The organism is Ruegeria sp. BI11, from assembly GCF_056538005.1.
Window position 1 is genome coordinate 137870 of sequence record NZ_JBQFSM010000010.1, and the last position, 19158, is coordinate 157027.

Genomic DNA, 19158 nt, shown 5'->3' on the forward strand with positions numbered 1-19158 from the left:
TTTAAGTGAATTACCTGCGCCCAAAATTCAGGCGCAGGCGTTTGCACTCACTCGATAAAGGTCTTGGCCAACCGGTCGCTGATCGGTTGGGATAAATAGCTTATGACGGCGCGTTCGCCGGTATTGACGAACAAGTCCGCAGGCATGCCGGGCACCAGGTCCAGCGCAGCCACGTCGTGCGGTTGTTCGGCATCCAGTTTGACTCGCGCCTTGTAATAGGTTTCGCCGGTGCGTTCATCCTCAAGCGCGTCGGCAGAGATGTCGAATATATGCCCCAGGGCCTCGGGCACGTCGGCCTGCGCGAAGGCTGAAAGGCGGATGCGCGTGGATTGACCGATGCGCAATTTGTCAATGTCGCCGGTCTTGACCCGAGCCTCGATGATCAGCGCCTGATCGGCCGGGACGATATCCATGATTGGGGAACCTGGACGGATCACACCCCCATTGGTCGATACCTCCAAATTCACCACGCGCCCACTGGTCGGGGCCAGAACCTGCGTTCGTTTCAGGCGCGCCAGCGTACCCGCGAATTGAGGTCGGACCAGATCAAGCTGCGCCTCAACAACGGCCAGTTCACCGGCGATGACCTCATCGCGCAGCTTTTGCTGGCTGAGCAGGGATAGCTCCAACTCTTGCACCTGATCCTCGGCCTGTGTGATCTGAGTGCGTAACGAGGCATCGACACCACCAAGCCGTTCTAACTCGAACTGTCGAGCACTGACCCGAGTGACAGCGACCAGACCCTTGTCGAGCAAGGTATCCAGATTGGACAGCTCAACCTGCGTAATTTCAATCTGGTTCCGGGTCGCGCGGCGCTGTTCGTTCAGACCTACGATCTGGTTGCGCAGGCCCGCAATGCGCTGCGCGTTGATCTGCGCTTCGGTCTGGCGGGCGCGGGCTTCAGCGTCGAACAGCTGTTTCTGGGTGAGGTAGGGTGACACCCAATGCAGGCGATCCATACCTTGCCGGAACCCGGCCAATGCAGTGGCTTCATCAAACTGGGACTGCCCACTCATTTGCGCCAACAGACGCGCGCGGCGGACGGACAGTTCACCCAGCTGGCTACCCTGCACGCTGAGATCCACGTCGATCTCGGTGCTGTCGAGCTGCACCAGAGGTTGCCCGGCCTGAACGAATTGCCCGTCTGTGACCAGAATGGAGCGGATTATGCCGCCGTCCAGATGCTCGACCGTCTTGCGTTGGCCTTCGACGACGAAGGAAGCGGGCGCAACCACGGCCCCGTCCAGTTTGGACGCGAAGGCCCAATAGGCGCTGCCCCCGACAAAAACCGCTAGGGTGAGCAAGCCGAAAAGGACGTATCGCTTGATACCAGAGGACCTATCCGAAATCTCCTTCAGTTGTGTGTCGTGAAATCCCACGGCAGTGCGAGGGGTTGAGTATTTAACCAGGTCCGTCATTGGGCCGCTCCTGTGATCTTTGGTTCATCTGACTGGCGCGGGGCCGGTTGTGTTGGCTTGTCCAGAACGTTACGGCGATTGACTTTCAGAACGTCCTGTTTGTCACCGAACTGGGTCTGAGTACCATTGCGCAGCACCATCACTTTGTTGGCGGCCTGCAGCGTGGCGGGGCGGTGAGTCATGACAATGGAGATCCCGCCGCGTTCCCGCACGGCCAACAGCGCATCGCGCAGGGCCTGTTCACCTTCGGCATCCAGATCCGAGTTCGGCTCGTCCAGAACCAGAACGAATGGATCGCCATAGAGCGCGCGGGCTAGTGCCAACCTCTGACGCTGACCGCCAGACAGGAAAAAGCCACGACCGATGCGGGTTTCGTAGCCGTCGGGCAAACCGCTGACCAATTCGTGTACACCTGCTTCGCGCGCGGCGCGCAGAACCTCGGCGTCGTCGATAGCAGTCGAGAAACGGCCGATATTTTCGCGGATCGTACCATCGAACAGCTCGACATCCTGCGGCAGGTATCCGATCTGTTTGCCTAGGTCTTCGGGGTTCCATTTCGACATCGGACTACCGTCCAGCAGAACCTCACCACGTTGCGGATGCCAGATACCCGCCAGCTTCTTGCCCAGCGTGGTCTTGCCCGAGCCGCTCTGGCCGATCACAGCCAGAACGTCCCCAGCTTTGAGGTTGAAATCAATCGCCCGGATGGTGGCATTGATCGCCAGTGGAGGGCCCGCCTGCGCGATGCGGACATCCATGGATTTGAAAGCGCGCGGCAGATTCAGATTTGGCGGGGCTTCGGCAAAGTCTTCAGTCAACTGTTTGATTTTGCTGTACGACCCGCGAGCAGCCAGAAACGTGCGCCACTGCCCGATCAACTGATCAATCGGTGCAAGCGCACGGGCCAGAACGATCGTGGCCGCGATCATGACGCCTGCCGTGGACTCGCCGATCACCGCCAGCGCCGCACCCATCCCCAGAACCGCTGATTGCAGACCCATGCGTATTGTTTTGGACAAAACGGAAAAACTGGCGACCCGATCAGCGGCGCGGGTTTTGTGTTGGTGGGCGTCGGTCTGAAGAGCAGTCCAGCGGCGCACCAGATCGGATTTCATACCCAGCGCGTGGACCAGCTCGGCATTCCTGTCACTGATCTTGAACAGCGCGTCCGACCGTCCTCGTGCCTGCGCGGCTTGCTGCATCGGAGCGCGTGCCCGGGCGTTGTTGATCAGCGCCATCAAGGTCAGGGTCAGCGCTCCGGCTAGGCCCAGCAGGCCCAAAAACGGGTGCAGCACGTAAAGTACCATCAGATAGATTGGAATCCATGGTGCGTCGAAAAAGGCGGTCAGGGTGGTGCCGGAAATGAACTCGCGAAACCCGTTCACGTCCTCGACCAGATTTTCGCCTGCCTCAGCTTCTCCCTGGACCCGACGGCGCATGGCGGCACCCAGGACGGGTGCACCGACGCTGAGTTCAAAGCGGGCGGCCAGACGGCCCAAAATGCGCATCCGCATCAGGTCCAAGCAGGCGATGACGATGAAAACTCCGGCTAATAAAACGGACAAGGCGATCAGAGTATCTGTGTTCTGACTGGTCAGAACACGGTCATAGACCTGCAGCATGTATAGTGGCCCCGCCAGCATCAAAAGGTTCAGGAACAGGCTGAAGATCGCGACCGCAACAAAGCCTTTGCGCAGCGATCCCCAAGCGGTTTTGACGGGATTAGAATTCTGGAACATCGGTTTGCCCTTTCCGGTTTGGCAAACGGGGCGGCACAAGACCGCCCCGCTGTGGATCGCTTAGGCGACGAAGTCGTCTTCGGTCAGGTCGGCGCTGTTGATGCCAGCCAGACGGACCGAACCTTCGTTACCAAAGGTGATCAGGGTGTCATTGCCATCCTGCGCAACATTCACCTGACCGCCGAAATCGGGGCCGAGTTCGCCGAACTGCAGCTGATCACTTCCGATCTCAAAGTCCTGGATCACGTCATTGCCGAAGTTCTCACCGAACGAGAACGTGTCCCGTCCCAGCCCGCCGATCAGGATGTCGTCGCCACCTTCGCCCGAGATCAGGTCATCGCCCGCTCCGCCATTCAGCTCGTTGGACAAATCGCTGCCAACGATCCCGTCGCCATCATCCGAGCCGATGATGTTTTCGATGGACAGCAATACGTCGGTCTCGAACTGATTTTCGACGACGTCCTGACCGATGACACCGGTGCCTCCGGTTGCATTCACATCCAGCGTGGCCCCTGCATCGACCAGAGTGTCCTGCACCACCGGGCCGTTTACACCTGCCGGGGCATTGTGCAGATGGATCGCCGAAACAGTACCCGGGATCGGGGTGTTCAGGTCTGCCTCGTTGATGCCCACAACGCTCAGTTCACTGGAATAGGTGACTTCGCCGGTTGCAAGGTTTCGTGTGATGACCACGGTTGCCTCACCAGTCGCATCGCTGTCCGAGGTCGGACCAGGCTCCTGCGATGCATCCAGGCTGCCGCTCAGCGATACTGTTCGGATGCCGTTTTCGGTCACGTCGCTGTCGACCAGCAATTGCCCGCGGATTTCCCCGGCCGGGAAGTCCGTAGTGTGGATGTTGTAGTACAGGTTGCCCAGAGCCGCTTCTGCAACAAACCACGCGGGATCAGGGATATCTGATCCGAACTGATCCGGCGCAACGATAGCCGCGTCGGTGACCGAGATGTTAAATCCGGTATCGCGCGTGGCAGTGCCATTACCGTTGGCGTCCAGACGAACCTCTACCGCGACGTCCAGATCCGAGAAGTCAGCCGTGTCGATGCCGTCTCCGCCGTCGATGAAGTCATTGCCCAGACCGCCGGTCAGAACGTTGTCGGCATCGCCTGCGATCAGTAAGTCATCTCCTGCGCCGCCAAAAATGCCGCCATTGGTGGTACCCAGATCAACGAAGATGTCGTCACCATCGCTCAGCAGAACGTTGCCGTTGATTGCACCTTCATCGTCATTGACGATGGTAACGGCACCTGCGTCCGAAGCGTCGATTGCATTGACCGTGCCGCGGATTTCGCCTTCGTTCAGGATCGCACCAACAAGGTTCAGGCCACCATCAACACGCAGGCCTGCTGCCGCATCCGAGTCCTCAGACCCCGCAATCAGACCTTCGTTGACGACAACTCCGGCAAAGGATGCATCATCTTGGCTGGTGAACAGGCGCAAACCGTCACCCACTTGGTTGCCTTCTACGGCGTCTCCACGGCCTTGCAGCGTGCCTTCATTCACGACAGCGGCCGAGACCACATCCCCCGACACATCGCCGGTTTGCAGCGAGGCTGCAGAGCCGTTATTGCCCTCGCCCGCGTCAACCAGACCGGTGTTGGTAAAGGTATAGTTGTCGGCGGTGCCATCTGCGTACACGGTGCCATTGCGCTGGTTGCCGGTGCCCAGAATGTCACCTTCGTTGACAACTTCCAGCCCTTCGCCGTCGATATTCAGCGCACGGCTGTCTGAGGTGACGGTGCCGCGGTTGACGAACGAGCCGCCCGAATGATCGCCCGTGCCAAAGTAGACACCGTTCTGACCACCCGCAAAGACGCCGGTTTCTTCATTGACCAACTGGCCTTGAAAGTTGACGTTGTTCACTGCACGGAACGCACCAACTGTTCCATTTGCGCCCTCGGACGACACCGAACCGGTATTGGCAATAGTTCCGGTGAACAGGGCAGGGCCAAAGCCGCCGCCTTCTAGCCTGGCTCCTTCCAGACGGATACCGTCCCCAGCCGTGTCCAGACCGGCGCCTGCGTTGCCGCGACCGGCAATCGAGCCTGCGTTGGTCACTTCGATCTCGCCATTGCCTTCGGCGGACAGGGAAAGTGAAACGCCAGCGCCCTGGTTGCCCTCGCCCGCATCGATCGAGCCCGTTGCCAGGTTGTTGATTGAGAAATCAGACGCGGTGTCGTCGGCGTAGATTGTACCGTTACGCTGATCGCCAGTACCCAGAATGTCACCGCCATTGACCAGATCAACACCCGATCCATCGATATTCACCGCGCGGCTACCCGATTGGATGATGCCAAAGTTCAGCACGTCCAGATCATGTTCGCCTTCACCGATGTACAAACCATTGCGCGGACCTTCGATCACACCGGTCGAGGTGTTCAGAATCTCACCTTCGGCATTTGCGCCATTGGCAATGCGAATACCGGCGGCAGTGCCTTGATTGCTTTCGGTCGAGATCAGACCGCTGTTGATGATCTCGGTTTCAAGAATGGCACCTTCAGCACCGTCATCAATACGGATGCCGTCGCCGGCCTGACCTGTATTTGCTGCCGCCTGACCACGACCCTGAATGGTTGCGCCAAAGCCGTTAAAAACGTCAGTTTCCACACGATCTCCGGCCTCATCACCGACTTGCAGCGAGATGCCAGCGCCCTGATTGCCGTCACCGGCATCAATTGTGGCGCCCGAGAAGTTCGAGATTGAAACATCCTCTGCCGTGCTGTTGGTGTAGATGGTGCCGTTACGCTGGTCGCCGGTGCCAATGATGTCGCCAAAGTTGCGCACATCAATGCCCTGCCCCTGAATATCAACTGCGCGACTGTCGGAGCTAATCACACCGCCGCTGAAGTTATCCAAGCTACCCGAACTGTCAGGCCCGGCAAACTGTACCCCGTTAAATTCTCCGGCAATCTCACCAAAGTTGCGGACCGAGGCGCTGCCGGTAACATGCACACCGGTGGCCAATACTTCGGGGCCATTGTTTGCCTCGATCCGGCCCGAGGCAAAGTTGAAGATATCGACATCTTCGCCCTGCGCCTGCACAGCGGCCACAGCATTGTTGGTGACAATCTCGCCAAAGTTCAGCAGGCGCGAGAAATCATTGGCCAGCACAAAGGCCGGGGTATCGTCGACAACCGTGCTTTGGAAAAAGTTGTTCAAAAGGGTTTGGCCATCGCGGCTGGTCTCTTGCGCCAAAGTGGACGAGGTCAAAAGACGTGCGCGTAAGCTTTCCATAAATTGGGACAGCATGGAGGACTCCATCATGGGTTTGCGTTATGCGGCCTGCCCGTTGGTCTGGGCATTCCACGTAGCAAAGGGGTAGTCACCACCGCCGGGCAGCTAAAATTCATCCTGCGAATTGGGGGTATAACCAACGCAAATAGTCACAGGTGGCGTGATATTCGGAGTTTCTGTCGCATTTAATTTCAACGGGTTACGGATTTTTGCACTACCAAGCGAACCTATTCAATGGCGCCGATTGACGGTTTTGTCAGTGATTGTGAAGCTGATTTCCTGCAACCAAGCGTCGGTTGGCGTATGTAATGAGCATCCCCAACGGGGTTGGGAAACGCATCACGGACTCACGACCATGAACTTCAGAGACCTGGAATATGTGCTCGCCATCGCCAGACACGGGCAGTTCAGTCAGGCAGCCTTGGCCTGCAATGTCTCGCAGCCTGCGTTGTCCAATCAGGTGAAAAAGCTGGAACAGGAACTGGGCACTGATTTGTTCCTGCGCCTCAATAACGAAGTGCGTCCCACTGCCTGTGGCGACCGCGTGATTGGTATCGCCGAGCGCATCCTGAAAGACGCCCAGAAAATCCGCGACACCGCGACCCAGTTTCGCGACCCCGAGGCCGTGCCTTACAACATCGGCATGACACCAACTCTTGCCCCTTATTTGACGCAGTATTTTTCGGAACTCTTCAGCGCGCTTTTTCCCAATATGCGCGTCACCATGGTTGAGGACCTACCGCACAATACGCTGCAGATGGTCGAAGATCACACGCTGGACGTCGCTCTGGTAGCTAAGGTCAATAACAGTGAAGCATTGGATTTCACATCTATCTGGTCCGAGCCCTTGTTTCTTGCGGTCCGCGAAGGCCACCCCCTGTGCATGTTACCGTCTATCGCACCAGAGGACCTGCCGGTACATGACTTTATCCGTCTTCCCCACAGTTTCGGATATGAGCTTGAAGATCGATTGCCGGACCCTGATCCATCGAACCGGGCCAGCAAGCGGTTCGACCTGAGCGCGCTGCGGTTTGAGACGATTTGCCGTCATATCTGTCATTCGGACGATTGCACTATCGTTTCGGCATTGGCGGCGGAGCAGTTCAAGCGGGATAAGTGGCCATTATGTTTTGTTCCGTTTGAAGGTCCGGGGAATCTACGCAATTTGGGTGCGGCAACGCGCCCCGGCTGCCCGAGGCGGCCTCTTCTGGATCGCATTGGGGCTTATATTCAGGAAAGCCCACCGATCGGCGTCGTCCCGACATTTCATCAGTAAGTTCTGAATAACCAAGTATGAATTGACCGTTTCTGCAGGTCCGATTTGAAGGCACCGGGTGGATCCGTCGTGGATATTAGCACTTGCCGAAACACTCAAAAACTCTCACCGTGAGACTGTATTCAAGGCATTGTCAGAACAGCCCGGCGTAGCTCCGGCAAGTGTGTTGACAATGGATTTTGTATTTTGGATACATTGGGCAGAGATAGCGCTATGACACGAGTCGTCTAGGAATGCTCTGACCACAAAGAGCAACGTGCATATCTGAATAAATTCATTTCTGGGAGACCCACATGAAACTGAAACTGATGGCCGCAACAGCTGCGATGGCCTTGTCGGCCGCCGCAGCACAGGCAAACACTCTGGTGTATTGCTCTGAAGGATCGCCCGAAGGGTTCGATCCGGCCCTGTTCACTGCCGGGACCACATTTGATGCGTCTTCGCACCCGATCTACAACCGTCTGCTCGAGTTTGAAACCGGCACGACCAATGTCATTCCCGGTCTGGCCGAAAGCGTCGAAGCCAGCGATGACGGCCTGGAGTACACGTTCAAACTGCGTCAGGGCGTCAAGTTCCATTCCAATGACGAATTTACCCCGACCCGCGACTTTAACGCCGATGACGTGATCTTTTCGTTCATGCGTCAAAAGGACGAAGGGCACCCTTTCAATCAGGTCTCCGGCGGCACCTGGGAATACTTCCAAGGTATGGGCATGCCGGATCTGGTCGAGTCCATCGAAAAGGTCGATGACTATACGGTCAAGTTCACTCTGACCAAGCCCGAAGCGCCGTTTGTGGCCAACATGGCGATGGACTTCGCTTCGATCCTGTCGGCCGAATACGCTGAAGCGATGATGGAAGCAGGCACACCTGAAAAGCTGAACACCGCACCCATTGGCACTGGTCCGTTCTCGTTCGTGGCCTATCAGAAAGACGCCGTGATCCGCTATGCCCAGAATGCCGACTACTGGAAAGACCCGGCGGATGTGGAAAACCTGATCTTCGCGATCACTCCGGATGCGTCGGTGCGCTATCAGAAGCTTAAGGCCGGCGAATGCCACATCATGCCATATCCGAACCCAGCTGATATTCAGGCGATGAAGGATGACGGCGACATCAACATGATGGAGCAGGAAGGCCTGAACGTTGGTTATCTGGCCTACAACACCACCATGGAACCGTTCGACAATCCGAACGTCCGCAAGGCGCTGAACATGGCGATCGACAAGAACGCCATCATCGACGTGGTGTTCCAGGGTTCGGGCCAGGTCGCCAAGAACCCGATCCCACCGACCATGTGGGGCTATAACGATGCCATCACTGACGACGCTTATGATCCCGAAGCAGCCAAGGCGATGCTAGAGGCCGAGGGTGTTTCCGATCTGTCGATGAAGATCTGGGCGATGCCGGTTCAGCGTCCGTACAACCCGAATGCGCGCCGTATGGCCGAACTGATCCAAGCGGATTTCGCTAAGGTTGGTGTCAATGTTGAGATCGTCTCCTATGAATGGGGAGAGTATCTGTCGCGCTCGAAAGAACTGAACCGGGATGGTGCGGTTCTGCTGGGTTGGACAGGTGACAATGGCGATCCGGACAACTTCCTGGCCGTGCTGCTGGGCTGTGACGGTCGCGAAGCATCCAACCGCGCACAATGGTGCCACGAGCCGTTCGAAGATCTGATCCTGCAGGCCAAGCAGAGCACAGATCAGGCCGAGCGTACCAAGCTGTATGAAGACGCTCAGGTGATCTTCAAAGAGCAGGCACCGTGGGCCACCATTGCACACTCGGTTGTTTACATGCCGATGAGCAACAAGGTGCAGGGCTACAAGGTACACCCGCTGGGCGGCCACATCTTCTATGGTGTGAGCGTCGAATAAATCACCACTCACTGACCGGAGCTGCCGAAAGGTGGCTCCGGTTTTCTTTTTCTGGAGGTCGGCCTGAATGCCGGATTTGTCCGAGTACCGTCAACTGGCAAAGGACATGTCAGTCGATGCCGTGGCACTGGTGCCCGGCCCGAATTTCACCCGCGCTTTGAGAAAACCCTTCATGAGCCACGAACGGCCTTTTGTGGTCGTGATCCCGGCCGAGGGCGCTCCGGCAGCGATTGTACCAAATCTGGAATTGGGGTCATGGGCTCTGATTGGGTTCGATGGCGCTGTCTTCGACTGGCGCGATCAGACAGGCTATGATGATGCCTTTGCCGCGCTGGCCGCACACATGCCGTTGTCGACGCTTGCGGTGGAAGGACAGGTGATGCGGGTCTTTGTGTCCAAGGCGCTGACTCGCGCGATGCCGGACTTACACATTGTGGATGGCGAACGTGAAATTTCCGGCCTGCGTATCATCAAGACAGATGAAGACATCGCGGCGCTGCAGGCGGCGATAGATATTTCGGAACGAGCGCTGCAACGTGTCATTGAAGATGTGCGTGTGGGTCAGACCGAGGTTCAGATTGAACAGGCCCTTATTCAAGCGTTGTTTGCCGAAGGAGCGGCTTCGCTGGCGTTTTCACCTATAGTTGCGGCGGGGGATAATTCGGCCCAGCCACATGGCAAGGCGCGCGCTGATTACCGGATCAAACCCGGCGATGCACTGTTGTTTGATTTTGGTGCCCGCAAACACGGGTTTGCCGCCGATATCACCAGGACCTTTTTTGTCAAAGAGGTCTCGGATGAGGGCAGGGCGGTTTACGATACAGTTCTGCGCGCCAATCTCACCGGTTTCAAGGCCTGCCGCCCGGGCGTGACTGCGCACGATATCGACGATGCGGTGATCAGTGTGCTTGAAGCGTCGCCTTATGCCGACCGTATCCGCACCAAGACCGGGCACGGGCTGGGACGGGACGTGCACGAGGCACCGTATATCATGCGTGGAAATGACCAGATCGTCCGCGCAGGCATGGTCTGGACCAACGAACCGGGCCTTTATGATCTGGACAATTTCGGCGTGCGGATAGAAGATGACGTGCTTGTTACCAAGGATGGCTGTCGGTCGCTGACCCGCTTTCCCAAAGATCTCACAATCATAGGTCGCTGATGTTTGGCTACTTTCTTACCCGTCTGGGGATGTTCATCCCGACCTTTCTGGGCGTGACGCTGATTTCCTTCATGTTCATCCGGGTCCTGCCGGGCGATCCCATCATCGTTATGGCCGGCGAACGCGGAATGACCGAGGAACGCTATCAGGAGATGGTTGAGAAGCTGGGCTTCGATAAACCAGTACTGCAGCAATACTGGGACTATCTTGTTGGAGTGCTGCACGGTGATCTGGGCGAAAGCTTTGTTACCAAGAAACCGGTGTGGGATGAGTTCTTTTCACTATTCCCGGCCACGCTGGAACTGTCTCTGTGCGCTATGATCTTTGCCGTGGCGCTGGGGCTGCCTGCAGGGGTGATTGCTGCGGTGAATCGGGGGAAGTTCTTTGATCGGGCGTTGATGTCCTCGGCGCTGGTCGGATATTCCATGCCGATTTTCTGGTGGGCGCTGCTGCTGATCATCGTGTTTTCCGGCAATCTGGGCTGGACGCCTGTCTCGGGCCGGATCGATCTGCTGTATTACTTCCCCAGTGTCACCGGTTTCATGCTGATAGACAGTCTATTGTCAGGGCAGCCGGGGGCGTTCGGGTCGGCTGTACGACACCTGATCCTGCCAACAATCGTTCTGGGCACCATCCCGCTGGCGGTGATCGCACGTCAGACCCGTTCGGCCATGCTTGAAGTTTTGGGTGAGGATTACATCCGCACCGCGCGCGCCAAGGGTCTGTCTCCGTCGCGGATCAACGGGCTGCACGCCCTGCGCAATGCGTTGATCCCGGTCATTACCGTGATCGGTCTGTCGGTTGGCACTCTGCTGGCCGGGGCGATCCTGACCGAGACGATCTTTAGTTGGCCGGGCATCGGCAAGTGGATGGTCGACAGCATCTTCCGCCGTGACTACCCGGTGGTGCAGGGCGGTCTGTTGATGATTGCTGTGATCGTCATGCTGGTGAACCTGCTGGTCGATGTCCTCTACGGCATCATCAATCCCAAAATCCGGAGGCGGTGATGGCTGAACTATCCGCAACCCCACCCAAAACCGAAGACCGCCCCAGCGCGATGCGCGAATTCTGGTACTATTTCAGTGAAAACCGCGGTGCGGTCATGGGCCTATGGGTCTTTGCCGCTTTCGTTTTCTGCGCGGCATTCGCGCCCCTGCTGGCGCCGTACGATCCGACAGAACAGTTCCGAAACCACATCTTGCAGCCTCCCGCGTGGCAAGAGGGCGGCAGCTGGGCTTTTCCGCTGGGCACCGATCCGTTGGGCCGAGATATGCTGTCGCGCCTTATCATGGGATCACGCTATTCCTTTTTTGTCGGTATCGTCGTGGTCTGTGTGGCCGTCACCGGGGGTGTGATCATCGGACTGTTGTCAGGTTTTGCACCGAAATGGATCGATACGCTGATCATGCGGGTGATGGATATCATCCTGTCATTCCCGTCATTGTTGCTGGCACTGGTTCTGGTGGCCATTCTCGGGCCCTCGCTGACCAACGCAATGATCGCCATCGCCATCGTTTTTCAACCGCACTATGTGCGTCTGACCCGAGCCTCAGTTTTGTCGGAACGGCAAAAGGACTATGTCACTTCGGCCCGCGTCGCAGGCGCAAGCAAAGCGCGGCTGATGTTCAAGACCGTGCTGCCCAATTGTCTAGCGCCGATCATCGTGCAGGCGGCATTATCTTTCTCAACCGCTATTCTGGACGCGGCCGCCCTTGGCTTTCTGGGCATGGGCGCGCAGCCGCCCACGCCGGAATGGGGCACCATGCTGGCCGAAGCGCGCGAGTTCATTCTGCGCGCCTGGTGGGTGGTGACATTCCCCGGTCTGGCCATCCTTGTCACGGTGCTGGCCATCAACCTGATGGGCGACGGTCTGCGCGACGCGCTGGACCCGAAACTAAAGCGGAGCTGACGACATGAGCCTGTTGGACATCCGAAACCTCACTGTCGAATTCGCCACCGCTTCGGGCAAGTTTCGCGCCGTGGATGGCGTCGACCTGTCCGTCGACAGGGGTGAGCTTATGGCCATCGTCGGCGAAAGCGGCTCGGGCAAATCTGTGTCGATGTTGGCGTTGATGGGCCTGCTGCCCTGGACCGCGACGATCACCGCCGATCAATTGAGTTTTGAGGGTATCGACCTCACCAAAATCTCAGCCCGTGACCGGCGCAAGATCATTGGCAAAGACATCGCGATGATCTTTCAGGAGCCGATGTCGTCGCTCAATCCCTGCTTCACGGTGGGTTTCCAGATCAAGGAAGCCCTGCGCATCCATCTGGGCCTGAACCGTAAAGAACGCCACCAGCGTGCCATCGAACTGTTTGATCAGGTAGGCATCCCGGCCCCCGAAAGCCGCCTGAACACATTCCCGCACCAGATGTCGGGCGGGATGAATCAGCGCGTTATGATCGCCATGGCCATCGCCTGCACTCCCAAACTGCTGATCGCGGATGAACCGACAACGGCGCTGGACGTGACCATTCAGGCGCAGATTCTGGACCTGCTGGTTCGACTGCGTGACGAACAGGGGATGGGGCTAGTGCTGATCACGCACGATATGGGCGTGGTCGCTGAGACAGCCGAACGGGTACAGGTGCAATATGCCGGCCAAAAGGTCGAGGAACAGCCGGTCAAAGATCTGTTCCGCACCCCGCGCCACCCCTACACGGCGGCTTTGCTGAGTGCATTGCCAGAACGCGCGACCTCGAAACTGCTGCCGACCATTCCTGGTGTGGTGCCCGGCCAGTTTGACCGGCCCAAAGGCTGCCTGTTCAGCCCCAGATGCCAATATGCGGACGACCTCTGCCGATCTCTACCGCCAACCCCGCACAGTGCGGAGTTTGGCAAGGCTCGTTGCCATTATGTTGAAAAGATAACCGCCGGAGAACTGGCATGACCACCCCCATCGTTCAGGCTAGCGCATTGGCCAGATTCTATACCGTCAAAGGCGGGTTGCTGTCGAAGCCGGCAACGGTCAAAGCCCTATCGGGGGTGGATTTCGACCTGCAAGCCGGCAAGACACTTGCCATTGTCGGTGAGTCCGGCTGCGGGAAGTCTACTCTGGCGCGGGTGGTAACGATGATCGAGGAACCGACCTCGGGCAGCCTGACCATTGATGGCGTAGACATCACACCATCAAAATGGGCGCAAATGCGCGAAACCGTGCAGATCGTGTTTCAGGACCCTTATGGTTCGCTCAATCCGCGCCAGCGGATCGGGCAGATCCTGCAGGAACCGCTGATCATCAACCGCCCCGAAATGTCCGCCGCTGATCGTGAGGCCCGCGCGCGTGAAATGATCGATCTTGTTGGTTTGAGGCCCGAACATTACGACCGCTATCCGCACATGTTCTCGGGCGGCCAACGTCAGCGCATCGCCATTGCCCGCGCGCTAATGCTGAACCCTAAGGTGCTGGTGTTGGACGAGCCGGTCTCGGCGTTGGATGTGTCGATTCAATCGCAGATTCTGAACCTTTTGGTCGAGTTGCAAGAGCGTTTGAATCTTGCCTATCTGTTCATCTCGCACGACTTGTCGGTGGTGAAGCATTTTGCCGATGATGTGATCGTCATGTATCTGGGCCGTGCAGTTGAAAAAGCCCCGAAGGAGATGCTGTTTGCTGCCCCCCGGCATCCCTATTCTAAGGCACTACTGTCGACGACCCCACGTGCTGATCCCGAAGCGCGTAAAGAGCGGATCAAGCTCGAAGGCGAATTGCCATCACCGATGAATATCCCCAAGGGCTGTGCCTTTGCTCAGCGGTGTTGGCTGGCTACCGAAGAATGCCGCGCCGCACCGCCCGAATTGAGCGGTGACACGCATCAGGTGGCATGTCTGCACCCGCTGGAATGACCGCACCTATTCGCCTTTGCGCGTGGTGGTAATCATGGTCAGCAATTGTTCCTTGGTGCGTTGAATGTGCCGGGTCAGCAGGTCACATGCGTCTTCAACCTGACCGGCCCGGGCCAGAGATAGCAGCTCGCGGTGGTCTTTCTTGGCCGGTTCGCGCTGTTCCATAACGCTTAGATGCATGCGGACGTAACGGTCGGACTGCACGTTGACTCGCTGCAGGATTTCGTTGCTCAACCCACGACTGGCGGCCGCATAGAGCGCCATGTGATATTCATTGTTCAGACTGCCCCACCGGCCAACATCATAGGCGTCATAGGACTTTTCCATCTCATCCAGAATCCGCTCGCATTCAGCGAAGTCGGCTGTGGTCATCTGCTTAATGGCACGTTTGAACAGGTCAACCTCCAGCAAGACACGCAGGTCGAAAATTTCACCGATCTCGGACAGAGAATGCGACGTGACCGCCGCGCCTCGGTTGTTGGTTAATTGTACGAGGCCCTCGGCGTCCAGCCGCTTCAACGCCTCGCGGATCGGCATGCGCGAGACGTCGTAGTCCTCAGCCAAGGCCTCTTGCCGAATGGTTTCGCCTTCGGCCATTTCACCACTCAGAATCCGCTCACGCAGATCGTTTGTGATGACGTCGGGCAAGCTTTGTCGGGGGATCGCGCGCGTTCTGGGCATACGGTTCGTCTCGGGTGTTGGAAACTTGTATCCAAAATACAAAATGACTGACTGATTTCCAAGCCCCTTGCGAAAAGGATAACAATTAGGTGTCGCACAGACTCCCGGCAATTATATGTGCGAAATTCACTGGCAACAGAAAGGTTTTCCTGACAGCACTGGAGTATGAACAAAATCATGAACCCGTTCGACATCCGCACCGAAGGCATGCGCATCGGGGGGCAGATCGTTTTCACCGAGGCCACGGTGCCTGTGCGCTATCCCTATACCGACGAGGTTATTGGCACGGTGCCCGCGGGCACTGCCGAACATGCGCGCAATGCTTTCGAGATCGCCGCGAACTATACCCCAAAGCTGACCCGGTACGAGCGCAGCCAAATTCTGCAGCGTGCTGGCGAGTTGATCGGTGAAAAACGCGATTATCTGGCGAAATGGCTAACGCTGGAACTGGGCATCTGCCACCAGCACGCGATTTACGAAACCAAGCGGGCGCAGGATGTCTTTCAATTCGCCGCTGCTGAGGCGCTGAAGGATGATGGTGAGCTATTCTCGTGCGATCTGACCCATAACGGCAAAGAACGGAAGATTTTCACCAAACGTGAGCCAGTCAGAGCCATCAGCGCGATCACGCCCTTCAACCATCCGCTGAACATGGTTAGCCACAAGATTGCTCCGTCAATTGCCACCAACAATTGCATGGTCTGCAAACCAACCGAATTGACCCCTCTGACGGCGCTGACGCTGGCTGATATCCTGTACGAGGCAGGGTTGCCGCCCGAGATGTTCCAGGTGGTCACCGGCTGGCCGAAGGATATTGGCGATGAGATGGTCACCAATGAACACATCGATATCATCACCTTCACCGGCGGGGTGTCTGTCGGCAAGATGATTGCTGAAAAAGCAGGTTTCAAACGTCAGGCGCTTGAGCTGGGTGGCAACGATCCTCTTATCGTTCTGAACGACCTAGGCGACGCCGATCTGGACAAGGCAGCCGCCATTGCCGTGGCAGGAGCCACGGGCAATTCCGGTCAGCGTTGTACCGCGATCAAACGTATTCTCGTGCAGGACAGCGTTGCAGAGAAATTCGTGCCGCTAGTTCTTGAAAAGGCCAGGTCCATTCGCTTTGGCGATCCGCAGGACCCGGAAACGCAACTGGGCTGCGTGATCCATGCCGAGGCCGCGGAACTGTTCGAAAAACGTGTTTACATGGCTCAGGATGAAGGCGCGGAAATACTTTATCACCCCGGTCGTCAGGGCGCGCTTTTGCCGCCGATAGTTGTCGACAAGGTTCCACATACCAGCAAGTTGGTGATGGAGGAAACTTTCGGCCCCATCATTCCCATTGTCCGCGTGCCGGATGATGACGCCAGAGTGATGGAAATCTCGAACGGGACCGCGTTTGGCCTGTCCTCGGGCGTGTGTACCAACGATCTGAATCGCGCGATTGCCTATATCAATGGCTTGAATGTCGGCACCTGCAACATCTGGGAACAACCCGGTTACCGGATCGAAATGTCGCCTTTTGGTGGCATCAAGGACAGCGGCAACGGGATCAAGGAAGGGGTCATCGAGGCGATGAAGTTCTTCACCAACGTCAAGACCTATTCCTTGCCCTGGCCGGAGTAGTGCCCAGAAATGGGCTCAGCCCTGCACCACGTCCTGACGCTGCACCCCAAGCCCTTCGATACCCAGTTCGATTTTGTCACCGGGTTTCAGATAGACCTGTGGGTTCTGTCCCATACCAACACCCGGCGGTGTCCCAGTTGAAATCACATCCCCCGGCTGCAGCGACATGAACTGCGACAGATGTGAGATGACCGTTGCCACGCTGAAATGCATCGTGTTGGTTGAGCCATCCTGATAGCGGTGCCCATTGACCTCAAGATACATGGGCAGTTTCTGCGGATCGGCGATCTCATCCCGGGTCACCAGCCAAGGTCCGATCGGGCCGAACGTGTCGGATGACTTACCTTTGACCCATTGACCCGAGCGGTGGAGCTGAAAATCACGCTCGGACACATCATTGATCACACAATACCCGGCCACATGGTCCAAAGCCTCGGCTTCGGAAACGTATTTGGTGTGCTTGCCAATAACGACGCCCAGCTCGACCTCCCAATCGGTTTTGACCGAACCGCGCGGGATTTCGACCGTGTCGTTCGGACCCATGATCGCGGAGGTTGCCTTGAAAAAGACCACCGGCTCGGCGGGCAGGTCCAAACCGCTTTCAGCTGCATGATCGGCATAGTTCAGGCCGATACAGACGAATTTGCCAACATTCCCCACGCAAGCTCCGATACGGTGATCACCTTCAACAACAGGTAACGATTCAAGACCGAGCGCGCGCAGCCGTGCCAGACTCTCGTCGCCTAGCACCGGGCCCGAGATATCATCGGCGACCTCCGACAGATCACGAATTTTACCGCCTTCATCCAATATGCCGGGCTTTTCAGCGCCAGAAGGTCCATAGCGTAACAGCTTCATATTCTGATCCTTTTCAATTCAGATGGTCCAGTCACCGTCGCTGGCAAAAGGCTGTCCCATGGTATATTTGCTCGCATCACTGGCTAGATAAAGTGCAAGCACAGCCATTTCCTCGGCGGTTCCGATCTGGCCCATTGGTTGGCGCGTAATGAAGTCGGTCATGGCTTGATCATTGTCATTCGTGGCGCGCAGCCGATTATGCAGGTTGGGGCGGTCGATCGTGCGGGGGCAGATCGCGTTGCACCGGATGCTTGGAACTTATTCCAGATCGACCGAGGCCCGTCCTATCCTCAGATTCACAGCAGTAATCAATGCAGTTTACCGGACAATCGCTTCGACGACAGGAAGTTGATCATATTGGCCCTCACAGTTTTTCTGGTAGCAGGTCAGTGGGGATATTCTGATAGTAAACCGGGCGCAGAAAGCGCCGGGTCGACAGGTTGCCAACGGAAGATGCTCCGAAATTGCTCGAGGCTGGGTCGGGCCACCATGCTGTCACAGACCTGGACACCAGTGGTAAAGCTATTGGCCAGTAACCGGCCCACCTGTTTCTGGCGGGCCGCATTCCGCGCGGTCACTGCCATCGGTACATATCCGCAGATCGGCTGTTTTCTCATTTCATATTTAATGCATATGTGTGTTAGTCTCTGGGATGTATATTTTTCCGACTTTAGTTAAAGGTAGTTGATCCATTGCCAGACAAGCCCCACAGCGTATTCAAGCTGCGTCCACTTGAAAAGGCAGATCTGGAGGTCATCACACCCTGGTTTCAGGATATCGAGGACCTCGGAAGGTTTGACCGCACATCGCGGATTCCGTTTAACCTTGCCCAGACTGAAGACATCTGGCGCGAGGCTTTCAGTGCCAGAGGCAATAACGGGAATTGCTGGTTCGTCGTCGAGTCCGATAGCGGGAAGGTCTTGGGAATTGTCGGGCTCGAAGCGATTTCCCTGGTGAACCGGGATGCGGTTATCGCCATGTTTGTCGAAAAATCGGTGCGGAGGCTGGGACTTGCAATCAGGGCAACGGCGCTGGTTGCAGATTTTGCATTCCGTCAGCTTGGTCTGAATCGGCTTACATCGTATTACCGCCAGGATAATCATATCAGTCGCGATCTGGTGGAAAGGCTTGGATGTCAGGTCGAAGGGAGCATGCGACAAGCCTGGTACGCAGACGGGACATTTCATGACATGATCGTGGTCGGCCTTCTAAGACAGGACTGGATGAGCCAACGTTTGATCCTAGCAAAAGAGACTAGCCCAGAAACAGTTGTGACCTTTGGGACAAACGGGTGTCCAAGCTGGTCTTGGCCACCACAGGTTGATAAGTGTGACTAACGGGGTGTGCTATTGCTCTCCGAGCGCAAAAGCCCATTTTGCTATAAGGTGATAATTGGGTTGGAGCGCAGCCCCTTAGACGAGTTATAAA

Annotated in this window: 15 protein-coding genes and 1 pseudogene; 9 read left to right on the forward strand and 7 right to left on the reverse strand. The window is 57.0% G+C overall.

Translation table 11 applies throughout. The annotated features are described in order from the left end of the window. Nucleotides 1–47 precede the first annotated feature (47 nt). The 3 genes from ACR0DT_RS19175 to ACR0DT_RS19185 are packed head-to-tail and all read right to left on the reverse strand — an operon-like array spanning nucleotide 48 to nucleotide 6421. Nucleotides 48–1418 carry an HlyD family type I secretion periplasmic adaptor subunit gene (locus tag ACR0DT_RS19175; RefSeq protein WP_480712295.1) on the reverse strand — a complete coding sequence of 457 codons (1371 nt, stop codon included), beginning with the start codon at nucleotides 1416–1418 and terminating at the stop codon, nucleotides 48–50. After that, on the reverse strand, nucleotides 1415–3157 hold the full coding sequence (locus ACR0DT_RS19180) for a type I secretion system permease/ATPase (RefSeq protein ID WP_480712296.1): 1743 nt from the start codon (nucleotides 3155–3157) through the stop codon (nucleotides 1415–1417). The genes ACR0DT_RS19175 and ACR0DT_RS19180 overlap by 4 nt, the downstream gene beginning before the upstream one ends. A gap of 60 nt (nucleotides 3158–3217) precedes the next feature. After that, nucleotides 3218–6421: a beta strand repeat-containing protein gene (locus ACR0DT_RS19185; RefSeq protein ID WP_480712297.1), complete on the reverse strand. Its 3204-nt coding sequence runs from the start codon at nucleotides 6419–6421 to the stop codon at nucleotides 3218–3220. Between the two features lie 340 nt (nucleotides 6422–6761). Here ACR0DT_RS19185 and ACR0DT_RS19190 point away from each other — a divergent pair, with 340 nt between their 5' ends. The 7 genes from ACR0DT_RS19190 (at nucleotide 6762) to ACR0DT_RS19220 (ending at nucleotide 14565) form a co-directional block, all read left to right on the forward strand. Further along, on the forward strand, nucleotides 6762–7682 hold the full coding sequence (locus ACR0DT_RS19190) for a LysR family transcriptional regulator (protein WP_480712298.1): 921 nt from the start codon (nucleotides 6762–6764) through the stop codon (nucleotides 7680–7682). Between the two features lie 293 nt (nucleotides 7683–7975). After that, nucleotides 7976–9559, forward strand: a complete 1584-nt coding sequence (locus ACR0DT_RS19195; protein ID WP_480712299.1) for an ABC transporter substrate-binding protein — start codon at nucleotides 7976–7978, stop codon at nucleotides 9557–9559. A 67-nt stretch (nucleotides 9560–9626) separates the two neighbouring features. Further along, nucleotides 9627–10721: a M24 family metallopeptidase gene (locus ACR0DT_RS19200; RefSeq protein ID WP_480712300.1), complete on the forward strand. Its 1095-nt coding sequence runs from the start codon at nucleotides 9627–9629 to the stop codon at nucleotides 10719–10721. Continuing rightward, nucleotides 10721–11728 (forward strand): ABC transporter permease subunit, encoded by a 1008-nt coding sequence (locus ACR0DT_RS19205; protein ID WP_480712301.1) that lies wholly within the window; start codon nucleotides 10721–10723, stop codon nucleotides 11726–11728. The genes ACR0DT_RS19200 and ACR0DT_RS19205 overlap by 1 nt, the downstream gene beginning before the upstream one ends. Further along, nucleotides 11728–12630, forward strand: a complete 903-nt coding sequence (locus tag ACR0DT_RS19210) for an ABC transporter permease subunit (protein WP_480712302.1) — start codon at nucleotides 11728–11730, stop codon at nucleotides 12628–12630. Before ACR0DT_RS19205 ends, ACR0DT_RS19210 begins: the two co-directional genes overlap by 1 nt. Before the next feature lie 4 nt (nucleotides 12631–12634). Then, nucleotides 12635–13612: an ABC transporter ATP-binding protein gene (locus ACR0DT_RS19215; protein ID WP_480712303.1), complete on the forward strand. Its 978-nt coding sequence runs from the start codon at nucleotides 12635–12637 to the stop codon at nucleotides 13610–13612. Then, nucleotides 13609–14565 carry an ABC transporter ATP-binding protein gene (locus ACR0DT_RS19220; protein WP_480712304.1) on the forward strand — a complete coding sequence of 319 codons (957 nt, stop codon included), beginning with the start codon at nucleotides 13609–13611 and terminating at the stop codon, nucleotides 14563–14565. The genes ACR0DT_RS19215 and ACR0DT_RS19220 overlap by 4 nt, the downstream gene beginning before the upstream one ends. A gap of 6 nt (nucleotides 14566–14571) precedes the next feature. Here ACR0DT_RS19220 and ACR0DT_RS19225 read toward each other — a convergent pair whose 3' ends face one another. Continuing rightward, nucleotides 14572–15246: a GntR family transcriptional regulator gene (locus ACR0DT_RS19225; protein ID WP_480712305.1), complete on the reverse strand. Its 675-nt coding sequence runs from the start codon at nucleotides 15244–15246 to the stop codon at nucleotides 14572–14574. Nucleotides 15247–15411: 165 nt separating this feature from the next. On the opposite strand from ACR0DT_RS19225, the gene phnY reads away from it, so the two are divergent. Continuing rightward, nucleotides 15412–16872: a phosphonoacetaldehyde dehydrogenase gene (phnY, locus tag ACR0DT_RS19230; RefSeq protein ID WP_480712306.1), complete on the forward strand. Its 1461-nt coding sequence runs from the start codon at nucleotides 15412–15414 to the stop codon at nucleotides 16870–16872. 15 nt (nucleotides 16873–16887) lie between these two features. Here the strand turns inward: phnY and ACR0DT_RS19235 are convergent, their stop codons facing one another. The 3 genes and pseudogenes from ACR0DT_RS19235 to ACR0DT_RS19245 all read right to left on the reverse strand — a co-directional run. Next, entirely contained in the window at nucleotides 16888–17730 is an 843-nt protein-coding gene (locus tag ACR0DT_RS19235; RefSeq protein WP_480712307.1) for a fumarylacetoacetate hydrolase family protein, read from the reverse strand. Between the two features lie 18 nt (nucleotides 17731–17748). Then, a complete protein-coding gene (locus ACR0DT_RS19240; protein ID WP_480712324.1) occupies nucleotides 17749–17979 on the reverse strand; it encodes an SDR family oxidoreductase in 231 nt (76 codons plus the stop codon). 115 nt (nucleotides 17980–18094) lie between these two features. Beyond that, nucleotides 18095–18284: pseudogene (locus ACR0DT_RS19245) on the reverse strand (aldehyde dehydrogenase (NADP(+))); the annotation flags it as partial. Nucleotides 18285–18422: 138 nt separating this feature from the next. Here ACR0DT_RS19245 and ACR0DT_RS19250 point away from each other — a divergent pair. Further along, nucleotides 18423–19067, forward strand: a complete 645-nt coding sequence (locus tag ACR0DT_RS19250) for a GNAT family N-acetyltransferase (protein ID WP_480712308.1) — start codon at nucleotides 18423–18425, stop codon at nucleotides 19065–19067. Nucleotides 19068–19158 lie beyond the last annotated feature (91 nt).